This is a genomic window from Labrenzia sp. 011 (assembly GCF_003075075.1).
GTDB lineage: Bacteria > Pseudomonadota > Alphaproteobacteria > Rhizobiales > Stappiaceae > Roseibium.
Genome location: NZ_QCYM01000009.1, coordinates 12583 through 25880, shown reverse-complemented (window position 1 = coordinate 25880; position 13298 = coordinate 12583). Strand labels below are relative to the sequence as shown.

The 13298-nt window shown below is 63.4% G+C and carries 14 protein-coding genes; 5 read left to right on the top strand and 9 right to left on the bottom strand.

Features of this window, described 5'->3' with window-relative positions; genetic code table 11:
* Window positions 1–24 precede the first annotated feature (24 nt).
* Together cobS and DCO57_RS11385 are read right to left on the bottom strand one after the other, a co-directional pair.
* Window positions 25–1011 carry a cobaltochelatase subunit CobS gene (gene cobS, locus DCO57_RS11390; protein WP_116699026.1) on the bottom strand — a complete coding sequence of 329 codons (987 nt, stop codon included), beginning with the start codon at window positions 1009–1011 and terminating at the stop codon, window positions 25–27.
* 67 nt (window positions 1012–1078) lie between these two features.
* A complete protein-coding gene (locus DCO57_RS11385; RefSeq protein ID WP_116699025.1) occupies window positions 1079–1669 on the bottom strand; it encodes a DnaJ domain-containing protein in 591 nt (196 codons plus the stop codon).
* Between the two features lie 171 nt (window positions 1670–1840).
* Between DCO57_RS11385 and DCO57_RS11380 the strand changes: the two genes are divergently transcribed.
* Complete coding sequence (locus DCO57_RS11380) at window positions 1841–2137, top strand: BolA family protein (RefSeq protein ID WP_116699024.1); 297 nt, start codon at window positions 1841–1843, stop codon at window positions 2135–2137.
* A 75-nt stretch (window positions 2138–2212) separates the two neighbouring features.
* Here DCO57_RS11380 and DCO57_RS11375 read toward each other — a convergent pair whose 3' ends face one another.
* The 3 genes from DCO57_RS11375 to DCO57_RS11365 are packed head-to-tail and all read right to left on the bottom strand — an operon-like array spanning window position 2213 to window position 5322.
* Complete coding sequence (locus DCO57_RS11375) at window positions 2213–3553, bottom strand: HlyC/CorC family transporter (RefSeq protein ID WP_116699023.1); 1341 nt, start codon at window positions 3551–3553, stop codon at window positions 2213–2215.
* The gene (gene aroB / locus DCO57_RS11370; RefSeq protein WP_116699022.1) at window positions 3550–4704 is read right to left on the bottom strand and encodes a 3-dehydroquinate synthase; all 1155 of its coding nucleotides are present in this window, start codon (window positions 4702–4704) and stop codon (window positions 3550–3552) included. Before aroB ends, DCO57_RS11375 begins: the two co-directional genes overlap by 4 nt.
* Before the next feature lie 18 nt (window positions 4705–4722).
* The gene (locus tag DCO57_RS11365; protein WP_165814720.1) at window positions 4723–5322 is read right to left on the bottom strand and encodes a shikimate kinase; all 600 of its coding nucleotides are present in this window, start codon (window positions 5320–5322) and stop codon (window positions 4723–4725) included.
* 190 nt (window positions 5323–5512) lie between these two features.
* Between DCO57_RS11365 and DCO57_RS23520 the strand changes: the two genes are divergently transcribed.
* The 3 genes from DCO57_RS23520 to DCO57_RS11355 all read left to right on the top strand — a co-directional run bounded on the left by DCO57_RS23520 (window position 5513) and on the right by DCO57_RS11355 (window position 8303).
* Entirely contained in the window at window positions 5513–5656 is a 144-nt protein-coding gene (locus tag DCO57_RS23520; RefSeq protein ID WP_165814719.1) for a hypothetical protein, read from the top strand.
* Window positions 5656–6579, top strand: a complete 924-nt coding sequence (gene xerD, locus DCO57_RS11360) for a site-specific tyrosine recombinase XerD (protein WP_116699020.1) — start codon at window positions 5656–5658, stop codon at window positions 6577–6579. Before DCO57_RS23520 ends, xerD begins: the two co-directional genes overlap by 1 nt.
* Window positions 6580–6656: 77 nt before the next feature.
* Window positions 6657–8303: an AMP-binding protein gene (locus DCO57_RS11355; RefSeq protein ID WP_116699019.1), complete on the top strand. Its 1647-nt coding sequence runs from the start codon at window positions 6657–6659 to the stop codon at window positions 8301–8303.
* 61 nt (window positions 8304–8364) lie between these two features.
* Here DCO57_RS11355 and DCO57_RS11350 read toward each other — a convergent pair whose 3' ends face one another.
* From DCO57_RS11350 to DCO57_RS11340, 3 genes are all read right to left on the bottom strand, one after another.
* Window positions 8365–9489, bottom strand: coding sequence for a GNAT family N-acetyltransferase (locus tag DCO57_RS11350; protein WP_116699018.1), 1125 nt, complete (start codon window positions 9487–9489; stop codon window positions 8365–8367).
* Window positions 9479–10867 (bottom strand): lipopolysaccharide biosynthesis protein, encoded by a 1389-nt coding sequence (locus DCO57_RS11345; protein ID WP_116699149.1) that lies wholly within the window; start codon window positions 10865–10867, stop codon window positions 9479–9481. The genes DCO57_RS11350 and DCO57_RS11345 overlap by 11 nt, the downstream gene beginning before the upstream one ends.
* A gap of 488 nt (window positions 10868–11355) precedes the next feature.
* On the bottom strand, window positions 11356–11754 hold the full coding sequence (locus tag DCO57_RS11340) for a YchJ family metal-binding protein (protein WP_116699017.1): 399 nt from the start codon (window positions 11752–11754) through the stop codon (window positions 11356–11358).
* A 66-nt stretch (window positions 11755–11820) separates the two neighbouring features.
* On the opposite strand from DCO57_RS11340, the gene DCO57_RS11335 reads away from it, so the two are divergent.
* Complete coding sequence (locus DCO57_RS11335; RefSeq protein ID WP_208977902.1) at window positions 11821–12876, top strand: endonuclease/exonuclease/phosphatase family protein; 1056 nt, start codon at window positions 11821–11823, stop codon at window positions 12874–12876.
* A gap of 12 nt (window positions 12877–12888) precedes the next feature.
* Here DCO57_RS11335 and DCO57_RS11330 read toward each other — a convergent pair whose 3' ends face one another.
* Entirely contained in the window at window positions 12889–13254 is a 366-nt protein-coding gene (locus DCO57_RS11330) for a c-type cytochrome (protein ID WP_244287928.1), read from the bottom strand.
* Window positions 13255–13298: the final 44 nt, after the last annotated feature.

Sequence of the window (13298 nt, the reverse complement as noted above, 5' to 3'; positions counted from 1 at the left end):
TGTTTGCACTGGAAGCCATGGGCCTCAGCTCATCACGACGTTGACGGCCGACTCCGGCAGGTCTTCCCCGAAGCAACGCTGATAGAATTCCGCGACGAGGGACTGTTCCATGTCGTCACACTTGTTGAGGAAGGTCAGGCGGAAGGAGAAGCCCACGTCGCCGAAGATTTCCGCATTCTCGGCCCAGGTGATCACCGTCCGCGGGCTCATGACCGTGGAAAGGTCGCCGTTGATGAAGGCATTGCGGGTCATGTCCGCGAGGCGCACCATCTTGGAAACGGTCTGACGGCCTTCCTCGGTGCGGAAGTGCTTGGCCTTGGCCAGCACGATGTCGACCTCGTTGTCATGCGGCAGATAATTCAGCGTGGTGACGATGGACCAGCGGTCCATCTGCGCCTGGTTGATCTGCTGCGTGCCGTGATAGAGACCGGAGGTATCACCGAGACCGACCGTATTGGCGGTGGCGAACAGACGGAAGGCCGGATGCGGCCGGATGACGCGGCTCTGGTCGAGCAGCGTCAGGCGCCCGGAGGACTCCAGGATACGCTGAATGACGAACATCACGTCCGGCCGGCCGGCATCATATTCGTCGAACACCAGCGCCACATTGTGCTGATAGGCCCAGGGCAGGATACCGTCCTTGAATTCGGTGACCTGCTGGCCCTCCTTCAGCACGATCGCATCCTTGCCGACAAGGTCGATTCTGGAGATATGGCTGTCCAGGTTGACGCGGATACAGGGCCAGTTGAGACGGGACGCCACCTGTTCGATATGCGTCGATTTCCCCGTACCGTGATAACCGGTCACCATAACGCGGCGGTTATGCGCGAATCCGGCAAGGATCGCCAATGTGGTTGCCCGGTCGAACAGGTAGTCTTCGTCACGCTCAGGTACATGCTCGGACGGCGCGGAAAATGCCGGCACCTTGAGGCCGGACTTGAAACCGAAAACCTCTTCCACGGAAATTTTGGTATCCGGCATGGCGATGGCCGCAGTCGTCGTCTCTGTCATCAGTCCTCCGCAGTCCCGAGTTGTTCGGGAAGGGTCTGTTTGGGAAAGTCGGCAGGATCCTGCCGGCTCAAAGGAACCCGGCTTTTTTCAGGACATTATAGGCCTGAATGATCTCCCGCAGGCGGTCTTCGGAAGACCTGTCGCCGCCATTGGCATCCGGATGGTTCAATTTCACAAGCTCCTTATACCGCGCTTTTATATCGGCGCCACGGGCTGTGTAGGACAGATTGAGCACATCCAGCGAACGTTTTTCAAGCGCCAGCAGTTTTCTTTGCCGCGGACGATGTCCCTGGGCGGCCCTGCGCTGCGCATTTGTCCGCATGTCGGCACGCGGGTCATGCCCGTCCGGACCATCGGCCGCCTGCCGGTTGACACCCATCTTCCAGGTCGGGCGATGGCCGGTCAGGCTGTCCTTGTGATAGGACCGCACGTCGTCGTCGCCCATCCCGTTGAAATAGTTGTAGGACTTGTTGTACTCGCGGACGTGATCGACACAGAAGTTGAAATACTGGCCTTCCCGGTCGCGCCCTTTCGGCGCCCGGTGCGTGCCGGGCCTCTTGCATCCCGGGTGTTCACAGACCGGATGACCGTCCTGCTTGGCCCGTTCCTTGTCCGGCTTGACCCGAATGCTGTCGAAGAGTTTGGAATCCAGTTTCATGCGGTAAGATATTGAGATCCATCAGGCTGCGGACCCGCCGCAGGCGATTAAGTTGAACCGGGGCCGGATTGGCATCGCGACTCCCGGACGTCGGAAAGCCCGTTACTTTATCAGTCGCGACCGGAGCAGCAAAGACTTGAACTTTGAAAACAGGGGGTACACGTTAAAAACATGAACACCAAAGAGATTATCGTCATCAAGCTGACATCGGCCTTTTCCCCGTCCTTTCTGAACGTCATCGACGAGTCCGAGAAACATCGCGGCCACGGGGGCTGGAAGGAGGGTGGCGAGACCCATTTTCGCGTCCAGATTGCCGCCGCCGCGTTTGAGGGCATGAACCGCCTGGCGCGCCACCGGGCGGTGAACGACGTTCTGGCGGAGGAACTGGCCAACGGCATCCACGCCCTGGCCCTCGAGATCCGCTCCGACAGCGAGCCCGATCCCCGCGCGGCGCGGATCGCGGACTGAGCGGCCCCTTTCCGGCCCTGTTTCCGAAGCAATTCGGCCTGCGCCCGGGCGCAGGCAGGCATCTGCTACATCACGTCACGAACCCGCTTGCGACGGCAGGGACTGCACGGGCGCGCGGGCGGCATCCGAACCGGCCAGCGCACGCGCCTGCCCAAGCGGCATGATCCTCAGCCGGGTGATGCGGTTCTTCTCCCGTCTGAGAACCGTGAAGCGGAAGCCGTGGAAGGTGAAGATCTGCCGCTCCTCCGGGATCATCCGCGCCTCGTGAATGACCAGACCGGCGATTGTCGTCGCCTCGTCGTCCGGCAGATTCCAGTCGGCGGCCCGGTTGAGATCCCGGATGGGAACGGACCCGTCGACGATCACCGATCCGTCCGCCTGCGGGCGCAGGCCTTCCAGTTCGACATCGTGCTCATCGGCGATCTCGCCGACGATCTCCTCCAGAATGTCCTCGAGGGTTACCAGCCCCATCACCTCGCCGTATTCGTCGACGACGAGCGCGAAATGCGACTTGTTGCGCAGGAAGGCATTGAGCTGGTCTTTGAGGCTGGTCGTGTCCGGCACGAACCAGGCCGGAGCCGCGATATCCAGAATGTCGATCTTGCTGGTATCGCCCCCCACCGCATGCAGTGCCCGCAGCAGGTCCTTGGCATGCAGAACGCCGACGAAATTGTCGCTTTCGCCCCGCCACAGCGGAATACGCGTGTAGGGCGATGCCAGCGTGGCGTCGACCAGATTGGCGGCGCTGTCATCCGCGTTGAGCGCCACCATGTTGGTCCTGTGCACCATCACGTCGGACACTTCCAGCTCGGCAAGATCGAGCAGACCGCCGAGACGGTCGCGCTCCCCCTTTTCCAGAGCACCCTCGATATGCTGCAGATCCACGGCGCCACGCAGCTCATCGAGCGCGGAGAGAATGGACCTGTCATCGTGGACATCGACCCCGACCAGTTTCAGAATATGGCGAACGATCCACTCCACTCCGATCACCACCGGCCCGAAGACCGCGACAACCAGCCGCACGATCGGCGAGACCGCCACGGCAAAACGCTCCGGGTTGGATATCGCCCAGGTTTTCGGCAGCACTTCGGAAAAGACCAGCACCAGCACCGTCATGACGAGGGTCGCAAGCGCCACCCCCGCCTCGCCGAACAGGGTCATGAACACACTGGTCGCCAGCGCCGAGGCCAGAATGTTCACGAGGTTGTTGCCCAGAAGCAGCGCGCCGATCAGCCGTTCCCGGGACGCGATCAGGCGGCTGGCCACGCCCGCCCGCCAGTCGCCGGTCTTTTCAAGCTGATGCAGCCGGGCACGGGACGCGGCGGTGAGCGCCGTCTCCGAACCGGAAAAGAAACCCGAGAGAACCAGAAGCACAAAAATGGCGGCAATCGCCAGCCAGACAGCTGTTTCCATCATGCCGGAAGCTTCTCCTTGAGAAAGTCCAGAACCTGCGCGGGATCCACGCCCTTTTCGACAAAGGCCTCGCCGATGCCGCGGGTCAGGATGAAGGTCAGCGCTCCCCGGCTCACCTTCTTGTCCTGCGCGATGATATCCATGAAGGTTTCCGCGGGCGGCAGCTGTCCCGGAATCTGTCCGATCCGCACCGGCAGGCCGACATCCGTCAGATGCTTGCGCACACGCAGGCTCGTCTCTTCGCCGATCAGCCCGAGCCGTTCGGAAAACTCATGCGCCAGCATCATGCCGATGGAAACCCCTTCGCCATGGACGAGGCGTTCGGTTTCATAGGATACCGCCGATTCCAGTGCATGGCCGAAGGTATGGCCAAGATTGAGCAGCGCCCGGCGCCCCCCTTCCAGCTCGTCGGCGGCAACGACATCGGCCTTGGCCTGGCAGGACCGGGCAACCGCCTCCTCCCGCTCGCCGCCGCCGGCAAAGACCGCCTGCCAGTTGTCCTCGAGCCAGGCAAAGAAATCCGCATCGCCAAGCAGGCCGTATTTCGCGACTTCCGCATATCCCGCGCGGAACTCCCGCTGGGACAGCGTGTCCAGGATGGCCGTGTCGGCCAGCACGAGCACCGGCTGGTGAAAGGCACCGATCAGGTTCTTGCCATGGCGGGAGTTGATGCCGGTCTTGCCGCCGACGGAACTGTCCACCTGGGCCAGAAGACTTGTCGGCACCTGGATGAAGGTCATGCCGCGCCGCACCGCCGATGCGGCAAAACCGGTCAGATCCCCGACCACGCCGCCGCCCAGCGCGACGACCGCATCGTTGCGCTCCAGCCGTGCCGCCAGGATTTCATCGCACAATCGCTCGAACTGGCTGAAACATTTGGTGCTCTCGCCGGGCGGAACGGTAATTACCGTATGCTCCAGACCGGCGGCGTCCAGGCTTGCCGAGAAAGCCTTCAGATGCAGCCTTGCGACGGTCTCGTCAACAACGACCGCCAGCCGCGCACCGGGAACGGCCAGGGCGATATCCGCACCGGCCGATGCCAGCAGGCCGCGGCCGATCCTGATGTCATAGCTGCGCGCACCAAGATCCACATGGACGACTTTCACGTCCTGCCCGGAGCCGTTTTCTGCATCTGCTGTTGCCGTATCTGCCATGCTGTCACGCTTTGAAATTCAGGAAATGGAGGTCTTCGGAAGGCTGCCGTCCTCACCCTGCAACAGGTGACCGGCAAGAGTAAGAACGATCTGGTCCACCACAGCCTCATGCGGGACGTCCCTGGACCGCACGGTCATCGTCGCCCGGGCATAGACGGGTTCGCGCTCGGCCAGCAGCTTGCACATCGTCCCTTCCGGATCCGGGGTCTGCAACAGCGGCCGGGTCGCCCGGCGGCGCACTCTCGCCATTGCGGTCTCCAGATCCACCTTGAGCCAGATGGAAAGGCCCCGTTCGCTGATTTCCGCCCGGGTCGCCTCGCTCATGAAGGCGCCGCCGCCGGTCGCCAGAACCTGGGGGCCTTCCCGCAGCAGCCGGGCGATCACCCGTTCCTCGCCACTGCGGAAATAGTCTTCGCCATGTTCGGCGAAGATCTCGGACACCGTCATGTTCGCGGCACGCTCGATTTCGGTATCCGCATCGACAAATTCAAGCCCGAGCCGATGCGCGAGGCGCTTGCCCACCGTCGACTTTCCGCACCCCATGATGCCGACCAGCACGATCGACCGGCGCCCCAGAGCCTGAACAAGCCGGGCGCGGTCGACCGATTGCGCTGTCATTTCCGCGGCGCCCTCTTCAGGGCTCCGCATCCTGTCGTTTTCTTTCATGGCGGCGTTGTAGCATATTCGACGAAAAAGGCACGGGGGAGAACACGGGAAGTTGTCGGTATCTGATCCCTTGCGCGCGGCGCTCGCTTGCTGAAACAATTCGGCATCCGATTCGCCGAATGTTACGATCCGGGAGATCCGAGTGCCGACCCTGACCCGATTGCTGTTTGCGCTCCTGCTGCTGGGCGCGCTCGGATACGGAGCGATTTATTCGCTGGCGACTTTTGTCGACCCCCGCGAGCGGGAAATCACGGTTCGTGTCAAGAAGGACGGTTTTGGCCGCTGATGGCAACTGGCTTCGACCTGGAAAACTTTCTGGAAATGCTGGCCGCCGAACGCGGCGCGGCCGAGAACACTCTTGAGGGTTACCGGCGGGACCTGGAGGATTTTTCCGGCTTTCTGGGCCGCAAATCCCTGGCGGCCGCCTGCCCGGAGGATATTTCCGCCTATCTGGGCGACCTCGTCCGGCGCGGTTTCGCCGAAACCTCCCAGGCGCGCCGGCTTTCGGCGCTGAAACAGTTCTACAAGTTCCTTTATGCGGAAGGCAGCCGGGAGGACGACCCGACCCGGACCCTGTCCGCCCCCAGGAAACGCGCCAGCCTGCCCAAGGTGCTCTCGATGGACGAGGTCGATATCCTGATCGAGACGGCCCGAAGGGAAGCGGAAAAACCTCAGAAGAGTGCCGCCGCCCGCCTGCGCGCCCAGCGCATGTACACGCTAATCGAAACCCTCTACGCAACCGGCCTGCGGGTGTCGGAACTGGTCGCCCTGCCCGTGTCCGCCGCCTTGAGGGATGCCCGGCTGATCGAGATCAGGGGCAAGGGCGGCAAGGAACGGCTGGTTCCCCTGTCCCGCGCGGCCCAGGCGGCCATGAAGGACTATGTCGGCTTGCGCGCCGCGGAGGGGGCCCATGAAAAGAGCCCCTGGCTTTTCCCCTCCCATGGAGACAGCGGACATCTGACCCGGCAGCATTTCGCCCGTGACCTCAAGGATCTGGCGGTGGCCGCAGGTCTTGACGCCACGAAGGTCTCGCCCCACGTCCTGCGCCATGCCTTCGCCTCCCATCTGCTGCAGAACGGCGCGGATCTGCGCGTGGTGCAACAGCTCCTGGGGCATGCGGACATCTCCACCACGCAGATCTACACCCATGTTCTCGACGAACGCCTGCGGGAGCTGGTGGAAAGCGCGCATCCGCTGGCCAAAAGGTAATTCAGCAGATCTATTGCGCTGCAGCATCCCGCGCCCTAAACTCCGCTGCCTAATTTTTTAGCACCGGAATCCGACCTATGCTGCAGCCCGCCAGCGACTATGACACGCTGAAAGCCCGTTTCCGCTGGGCCTTGCCAGAAACCTTCAACATGGCGGGCGCCATAAGCGACCAATGGGCCGCGAAGGACCCGCAGCGTCTTGCCATCCGCCACATGCTTGCGGACGGATCGCAGCAGGACTGGAGCCACCAGGCCCTCAACCGGGCGGCAAACCGCTTCGCCAACGCCCTTGAGGCGCAAGGCATCCGGCGAGGCGACCGGGTGGCCCTGCTCCTGCCCCAGATCCCGCAAACCGCGATTGCCCATATCGGTGCGTACAAGCTCGGTGCGATTGCCGTGCCGCTGGCATCTCTGTTCGGGCGCGAGGCCCTGCGCTATCGCCTGTCGGACTCCGGCGCCAGGGCCCTTGTGACCGACACGGCGGGAGTGGAGAAGCTGGCGGAAATCCGGGAGGACCTTCCCGACCTGGGTCTGGTCGTCTGTGTGGATGGGCCGGACACCGGGGTGCTGGGCTTCGAGGATCTTCTGTCCGCCGCCTCCGACAGCTACGACACATTGCAGACCACACCGGACGATCCCGCGCTGATGATCTACACCTCGGGCACCACGGGTCAGCCGAAAGGCGTGCTGCATGGTCACCGCGTGCTGCCCGGCCACATGCCGGGCATCGAACTGTCGCAGAATTTTCTCGGCCGCAGCGGCGACATCCTGTGGACGCCCGCCGACTGGGCCTGGGCGGGCGGACTCCTGAACGCTCTTTTTCCCGCCCTCGCCCTCGGCGTGCCCGTGGTTTGCCATGCCTTCAAAAAATTCGATCCGGAGTTTGCCTTCCGTCTGCTGGAAACCCAGGCCATCCGCAACGTTTTCATTCCCCCGACAGCCCTGAAGATGTTGCGCGCGGTCGACAATCCGGGCAGGCGGTTCAAGCTTTCCTGGCGCAGCGTCGGCTCGGCCGGAGAGTCCCTCGGCCGCGAAACCTATGACTGGTTCGCCGAAACCTTCGGCTTTCCGGTCAACGAGTTCTACGGCCAGACCGAATGCAACGCGGTTCTGGGATCCGCCTCGCAGATGGGCGTCAGCCGCTCCGGCGCCATCGGCAAGGCCATTCCCGGACACGAGGTGGCGATCATCGACAGCGCCGGCACACCTCTGCCTCCGGAAACCCTCGGCCAGATCGCCATCAGGCGGCCCGACCCGGTGATGTTCCTGAAATACTGGAACAAGCCGGAGGCGACCGAAGAGAAATTCATCGGCGACTGGATGATCACCGGGGACCAGGGCGTGGTCGACGAGGACGGATATGTGCATTTTGTCGGCCGGGACGACGATATCATCACCTCCGCCAGTTACCGGATCGGACCGGGGGAGATCGAGGATTGCCTGATCAAGCATCCCTCCGTGGCCCTGGCCGCGGTCATCGGCAAGCCGGATCCGCTGCGCACGGAAATCGTCAAGGCCTATGTCGTTCTGAAGCCGGGAGAAGAACCCGGCGAGGTGCTGGAGGACAGCATCCGCGCATTTGTCCGCAACCGCCTGTCCGCCCATGAATATCCGCGCGAGATCGCATTTGTCGACGACCTGCCCATGACCACCACGGGCAAGATCATCCGCCGCGAACTTCGCGAACGCTCAAGGACGGAGCGTGAGGATGCAAACTTTACCTGAACGGCTCCCTTCAAGCGTGGCGCGTTGAACTGACCTCGGGAAATCGCCCGAACGCAACACGCTACAGCCGCCGTTTCACCGCACGCGCGATCCGGCGCAGGCAGCGCATCGCCGCAAGGTCCCTTTCCCCGGCGGCCGTCATCAGGCCTCCCAGAGGCCCTTTCGCCGCCAGCAGCGTTCCCGTTTCCACGCGGCCCCGCCAGAGCGGTTCGATCATGGAATGACCGGGGATCGCCAGGGAATCGGCCCCTTCGAACCCCGGCATCGCCAGATTTTCCCGCAAGGCCTGCAGGGCAATCTGGGCGCCCGGAGAAAAACGTGCGCGGCTTTCGTCAAAGGCGATTTTCCAGGAAAAGACATGGCCGCGCTCCTGGATCAGGACAAGAGAGGCCACCAGCGCATCGCCTGCCCGCAGCTGGTCGATGCGCACACTGTCCACCGCGGCCAGATTGGCAATCGCGGTTCTGGCGAAGGCTTCGGTCTGCGGCCGGCTTGCCAGGGCGGTTCCCGAGCGGCCTTTCCACCCCTTGGCTTCCAGGCGAAGGAAAGCGTCGAAGGCGCCTGCGACGTCCGGACCTTTCAGGCTTTCAAAGCGAATCTCCCCCTCATCCCCGAGACGGCGGAGCAGCCGGCGCATCTCCTTGCGCCGCTTGCCGCTGAAGGCGGCCTGCAGCTGTTGCTCGCCGGCAGGTCCCGCGTCGTGCCCGGAGCGCTTCTCCGGCGCGGCAACCGCGATCCGCACGGCCGGCGACCCGCGCAGGCGCGCCGCCGTTTCCGACGCCAGCGGCAGATAGGGGATGGCCAGCAGGGCGCCGGACCCGGCCGCCGCCCAAAGGAAGACGTCGACGGCATCCCCCCCGGCCTGCGGATGCATGAGAGGCGTGCCGAGAGGGGAATAGTCCGTTGCCCAGACCGTGGCGGCCGGCAGCACCATGCCGAGACGGCGCCGTCCCACGGGAGCCGCCAGAAGCCACGCCCCCGTCCCGGCGTCGCGGACCACGGCAAGCCGGACCTCTCCCCGGCCCATGTGCTGCAGGTAGGGACACAGGAACGCCGGGCTGAAAAACGGGTTCGGATCGAGAGCCGCATCGCACAATTGCTGCCAGGCGCCCGAAGGGAGATCTTCGCTCAGGGGAGCGAAGAAACGGAACTCCAGGCCCGACGCTGCTTTCGGATCACTGGTCAACCGGCCGTTCCCTCGATACGAAAAGAAGAGGCACGACGAATGTCGTGATATCGAGCTTGCGTTTCGCCGTCAGCGCAAGGGCGGCAGCCTCGAAGAAAATCGCGCAACTGGTGGCGATCGCCGCACCGGCGAGCCCCAGAAGCGGGATCAGGGCCAGGTTGAATACCACGTTCAGCAGGAAGGTGGCCGCATAGATCACCGCGCAGGATTTCTGATGCCCGGTCATGGTCAGCAGCGCGTCGGCCGGACCGACCGACGCCCGGGCCAGGACACCGATCATAAGGAGCGCGATCAGCCAGTAGCCGCTTTCGAACCCGCTGCCGAACAGGCGCAACAGCAGCGGCGCGATCAGCAGCAGCCCCGCGCCGGCGGCAAGAGACGGCCAGAAGGTCCAGTGCGTCGCCTGGCGCACGTAGTCGGCAAGGCCTGTCCTGTCATCACTGTGAAGATAGCCGGAAAACCGGTGCGCGGATGCGGATCTCACCGCGAAATAGACGAAATGGACAAGGGCCAGCGTCTTGGAGGCGGCGAAATAGACCGCCACCTTGTCCGGATCCTCGAAGAAACTGATCATGATGACGTCGGCGCTGGTGATCAGTTGCAGGAAGCCGTCCACCAGAAGCATCGGCAGGGAGACTGCAAGCCAGTATTTCAGGTCGACCCTGTGCGGCCCCGGTGGAACCTTCGGCGCCAGACGCCCCTTCAGGTGAACATACTGGTAAAGGGCGATCGCCATGGTGGCCGATACGACCACGACCGTGGCCGTGAGCGCATCTGCCCGAAATCCCGCGAAAGCGGCCACGACAAGCAGCAGCAGAATGGCGAGAGGCCGCCAGATATAGGTGGGCACCATCGCCAGCAAGGGCCAGTCATAACTGCGGGCGATGCCGTCCTGCACCTGGCCGAAGGTGAAAAACGGCAGGGCGAACAGAACGACCATCAGCGGCAGGACATAGTCCGTGTCGATCGCCGTACGGAACGCGAAAACCAGGCAGATTCCCAGCATCGCCACGAGCGTTCCGAGAAAGAAGGCCGTTTGCCGGCTGACACGCAGGAAGCCGCGCAGGCCCTCCATGTCGCCTGCCCGCAGATATTGCGGAATGAACCGGTTGGCGGATGTTGAAAATCCACCGCAGGTCATGGCACCGATGACGATCAGGAAGGTCCAGGCAACGGAATAGATGCCGTAGTCATGCGCGCCCAGGAGCCGTGCCAGAACGATCTGCGAGAGATAGGCAAGCGCGGCACCGCCCACACGGATCGCGAATGTCGAAACGGCCATGCGCCCCGCGGATCCCTGGCCGCTTCCATCATCCCGCAGAAGTCCGGCGACCCTGGCTGCCTTGCCCAGAACCTGCGGCCAGGCAGCGCCTTGCATATGTTTTGTCCAGCTGGCGGCGAAAAATCGCAAATCGGATCCCTTTTGAAACCTGATCCGTATTTGTGTCATGAAGGCCTTAACATTCAATGGCGAACGGTTACCCGCACACCGTTTCGATTCACAGATGCGTGAGTTCCTTCCACCGCCGCCATGGGGCGGAATCCGGCACCGATCACAGGGACATCAGGAGACCCATCGCAATTGCCGCTTGACGCAGCCGTCAAATCATGGAACAAAGAGGGAACATTGACGTTGACTCGAGCGATTTCCTGCCTGCCGGAATGCATCTGTCCGACCGTTCGAGAAACGTGAACCAGCATTGCGGATGTTGAGGGCTGCCTCCCTTCGATCCGCAGTTTGGTCCGGTCCCTGCCCCCCCCGCCGCCTTCCGCAGGGACCGGACATTTTTCCATCATGGTTCTGCAATGCTGACGACCAGCGAAGCTCACGGGGCACCGCTTTCGTTGCCGCGGCCCCGCAGAAACCTATTCCGGCACAGCCTCCACATAATACCAGCGGCCGGCCTTCTTGCGGAACCGGCTGAGTTCCCGGTGCGCGCGCAGCGTGCCTCCGGAAAGATATCCGGCCTCGAACAGGACCGTGCCGTCGCGGTCACCCTTTCCGCCCTGCTCCGTTTTCAGAATTTTCAGGCCGGTCCAGTGGCTTTCGGCTGCCCATCTGGCGGTTTCCAGCTCATCGAAACCGTCCTGGTATTTCGGCCAGAGCGTCCGTTTCAGGTAGCCTATGTCCTGCCGGACATAGGCCGTATAGCGCGAGCGCATCAGCGCCTCGGCGGTTTCGGGAATCGCTTCACCGCCAAGAAAACGTCCGCAACAGCGCTCAAACGGCTCCGCGCCGCCGCAGGGACAAGGGTCATCGGCCATGCCGGTCTCCTGACATCAAGGTTCCTGCTGTCTACCATGAGGTCACGGTTTCACAAACGGGCAGGCATGACGCCACCGCCTGCCGGTCGTGACCTCGCGCGGTCCCGCGGCTATGGTACGTTTCGCATCCTGCTCGACATGGCCGGCAACATGAAACTTGCAACCTTCAACATGGAATCCTTCGGCGGCGACCGCTTCGATGCGCTGGCGCTGCAACCGCGACTGGACGCCCTGCGCCCGAAGATACTCGAGCTGGAGGCCGACATCCTGTGTCTGCAGGAAGTCAACGCCCAGAAGACCCCGGCAAGCCCGAAAAGACAATTCCAGGCGCTCGACCTGCTGCTGTCCGGCACGCCCTACAGCCGCTATCACCGCGCTGCCAGCGAACGGGCGCCGGGCAAGGGGCCGGGCGACAGGCACAATCTGCTCGTCCTGTCCCGCTATCCCATTGCCTCCGCCGAAAGCCTCTATCAGGCCCGCGCCAACCCGCCCCTGTGGCAGCCGACAACCGCCGACCCGGCCTTCGACAAACCGCAACCGGTCGAATTCGACCGGCCCGTCCTGAAGACCGAAATCGATCTCGGCGGCGCCAGGCCGCTGCATCTTTTCGTGGTTCACCTGCGCGCGCCGATCGCCGCGAACATTCCAGGGGGCAAGACCGACGCACGAACCTGGAAGAGCGTCGCCGCCTGGGCCGAAGGCTACCAGCTGTCCGTCCTGAAACAGACTGCCCAGGCCCTGGAGCTGCGTCTGGCGGTCGAAACGCTGTTCGATGCGGACGAGGAGGCCCGGGTGATCCTGACCGGTGATTTCAATGCAACCGGCGAGACCGGGACCCTGCGTCTCCTGCGCGCCGACCCGGATGACACCGGATCGCCGGATCTGGCCTCGCGCCGGCTCTACCAGCTCGACGCCTCGCTTCCTCTCGACCGGCGCAGGACCGTCATTCACAAGGGCAGAAGTCAGGCGCTCGATCACATTCTTGCAAGCGCCGCGCTGACACACAGGACCGTTGACGTAAGAGTCTTCAACGAGGGACTTGCCGATGAGGTCCTCGACGCCGACGGTGATGAGCAGGCAGGCTCTTTCCACGCCGCCATGCGGGCGCAGTTCGATATATGAGCGCCGGACAGCCTACTGTTTCAGCGAGCTGATATAGGCGGCAAGATTGGCGATTTCCGTATTTCCGAGAGCCATGCCCGGCATGGAGGGATGCGGGTCCGCCAGGAAGGTCGTCAGTCCTGCCTCGGTCCACCCGGGATCCGCGGCGATGTCGTAGAAGCTCGGCAGAGAGGTGCTTGCCACGCTCGGCTGATCCTCGGCGACCAGATGGCAGGCCGCACACCAGCGCAGCGCCAGTGTCTTTCCGGTCGCCGCATCGCCCGCCCAGGCGGGACTCACGCCACCGGAAGGGACAAGGGCGAACAGGCCGGCACCGGAGAGGGCAAACAGCCCCCATAGCAATGCGGCAGAAGCCTTGCGTAAAAACCTGCGTTTCATGAAGCCTCCTTGTGACGCGCCCTGTCTTCCGGGACCTCCGGCAG

Coding starts and splice junctions, on each gene's coding strand:
- cobS (WP_116699026.1), bottom strand. CDS start 1,011: ATGACAGAGACGACGACTGCGGCCATCGCCATGCCGGATACCAAAATT.
- DCO57_RS11385 (WP_116699025.1), bottom strand. CDS start 1,669: ATGAAACTGGATTCCAAACTCTTCGACAGCATTCGGGTCAAGCCGGAC.
- DCO57_RS11380 (WP_116699024.1), top strand. CDS start 1,841: ATGAACACCAAAGAGATTATCGTCATCAAGCTGACATCGGCCTTTTCC.
- DCO57_RS11375 (WP_116699023.1), bottom strand. CDS start 3,553: ATGATGGAAACAGCTGTCTGGCTGGCGATTGCCGCCATTTTTGTGCTT.
- aroB (WP_116699022.1), bottom strand. CDS start 4,704: ATGGCAGATACGGCAACAGCAGATGCAGAAAACGGCTCCGGGCAGGAC.
- DCO57_RS11365 (WP_165814720.1), bottom strand. CDS start 5,322: ATGACAGCGCAATCGGTCGACCGCGCCCGGCTTGTTCAGGCTCTGGGG.
- xerD (WP_116699020.1), top strand. CDS start 5,656: ATGGCAACTGGCTTCGACCTGGAAAACTTTCTGGAAATGCTGGCCGCC.
- DCO57_RS11355 (WP_116699019.1), top strand. CDS start 6,657: ATGCTGCAGCCCGCCAGCGACTATGACACGCTGAAAGCCCGTTTCCGC.
- DCO57_RS11345 (WP_116699149.1), bottom strand. CDS start 10,867: ATGCAAGGCGCTGCCTGGCCGCAGGTTCTGGGCAAGGCAGCCAGGGTC.
- DCO57_RS11340 (WP_116699017.1), bottom strand. CDS start 11,754: ATGGCCGATGACCCTTGTCCCTGCGGCGGCGCGGAGCCGTTTGAGCGC.
- DCO57_RS11335 (WP_208977902.1), top strand. CDS start 11,821: ATGACGCCACCGCCTGCCGGTCGTGACCTCGCGCGGTCCCGCGGCTAT.
- DCO57_RS11330 (WP_244287928.1), bottom strand. CDS start 13,254: ATGAAACGCAGGTTTTTACGCAAGGCTTCTGCCGCATTGCTATGGGGG.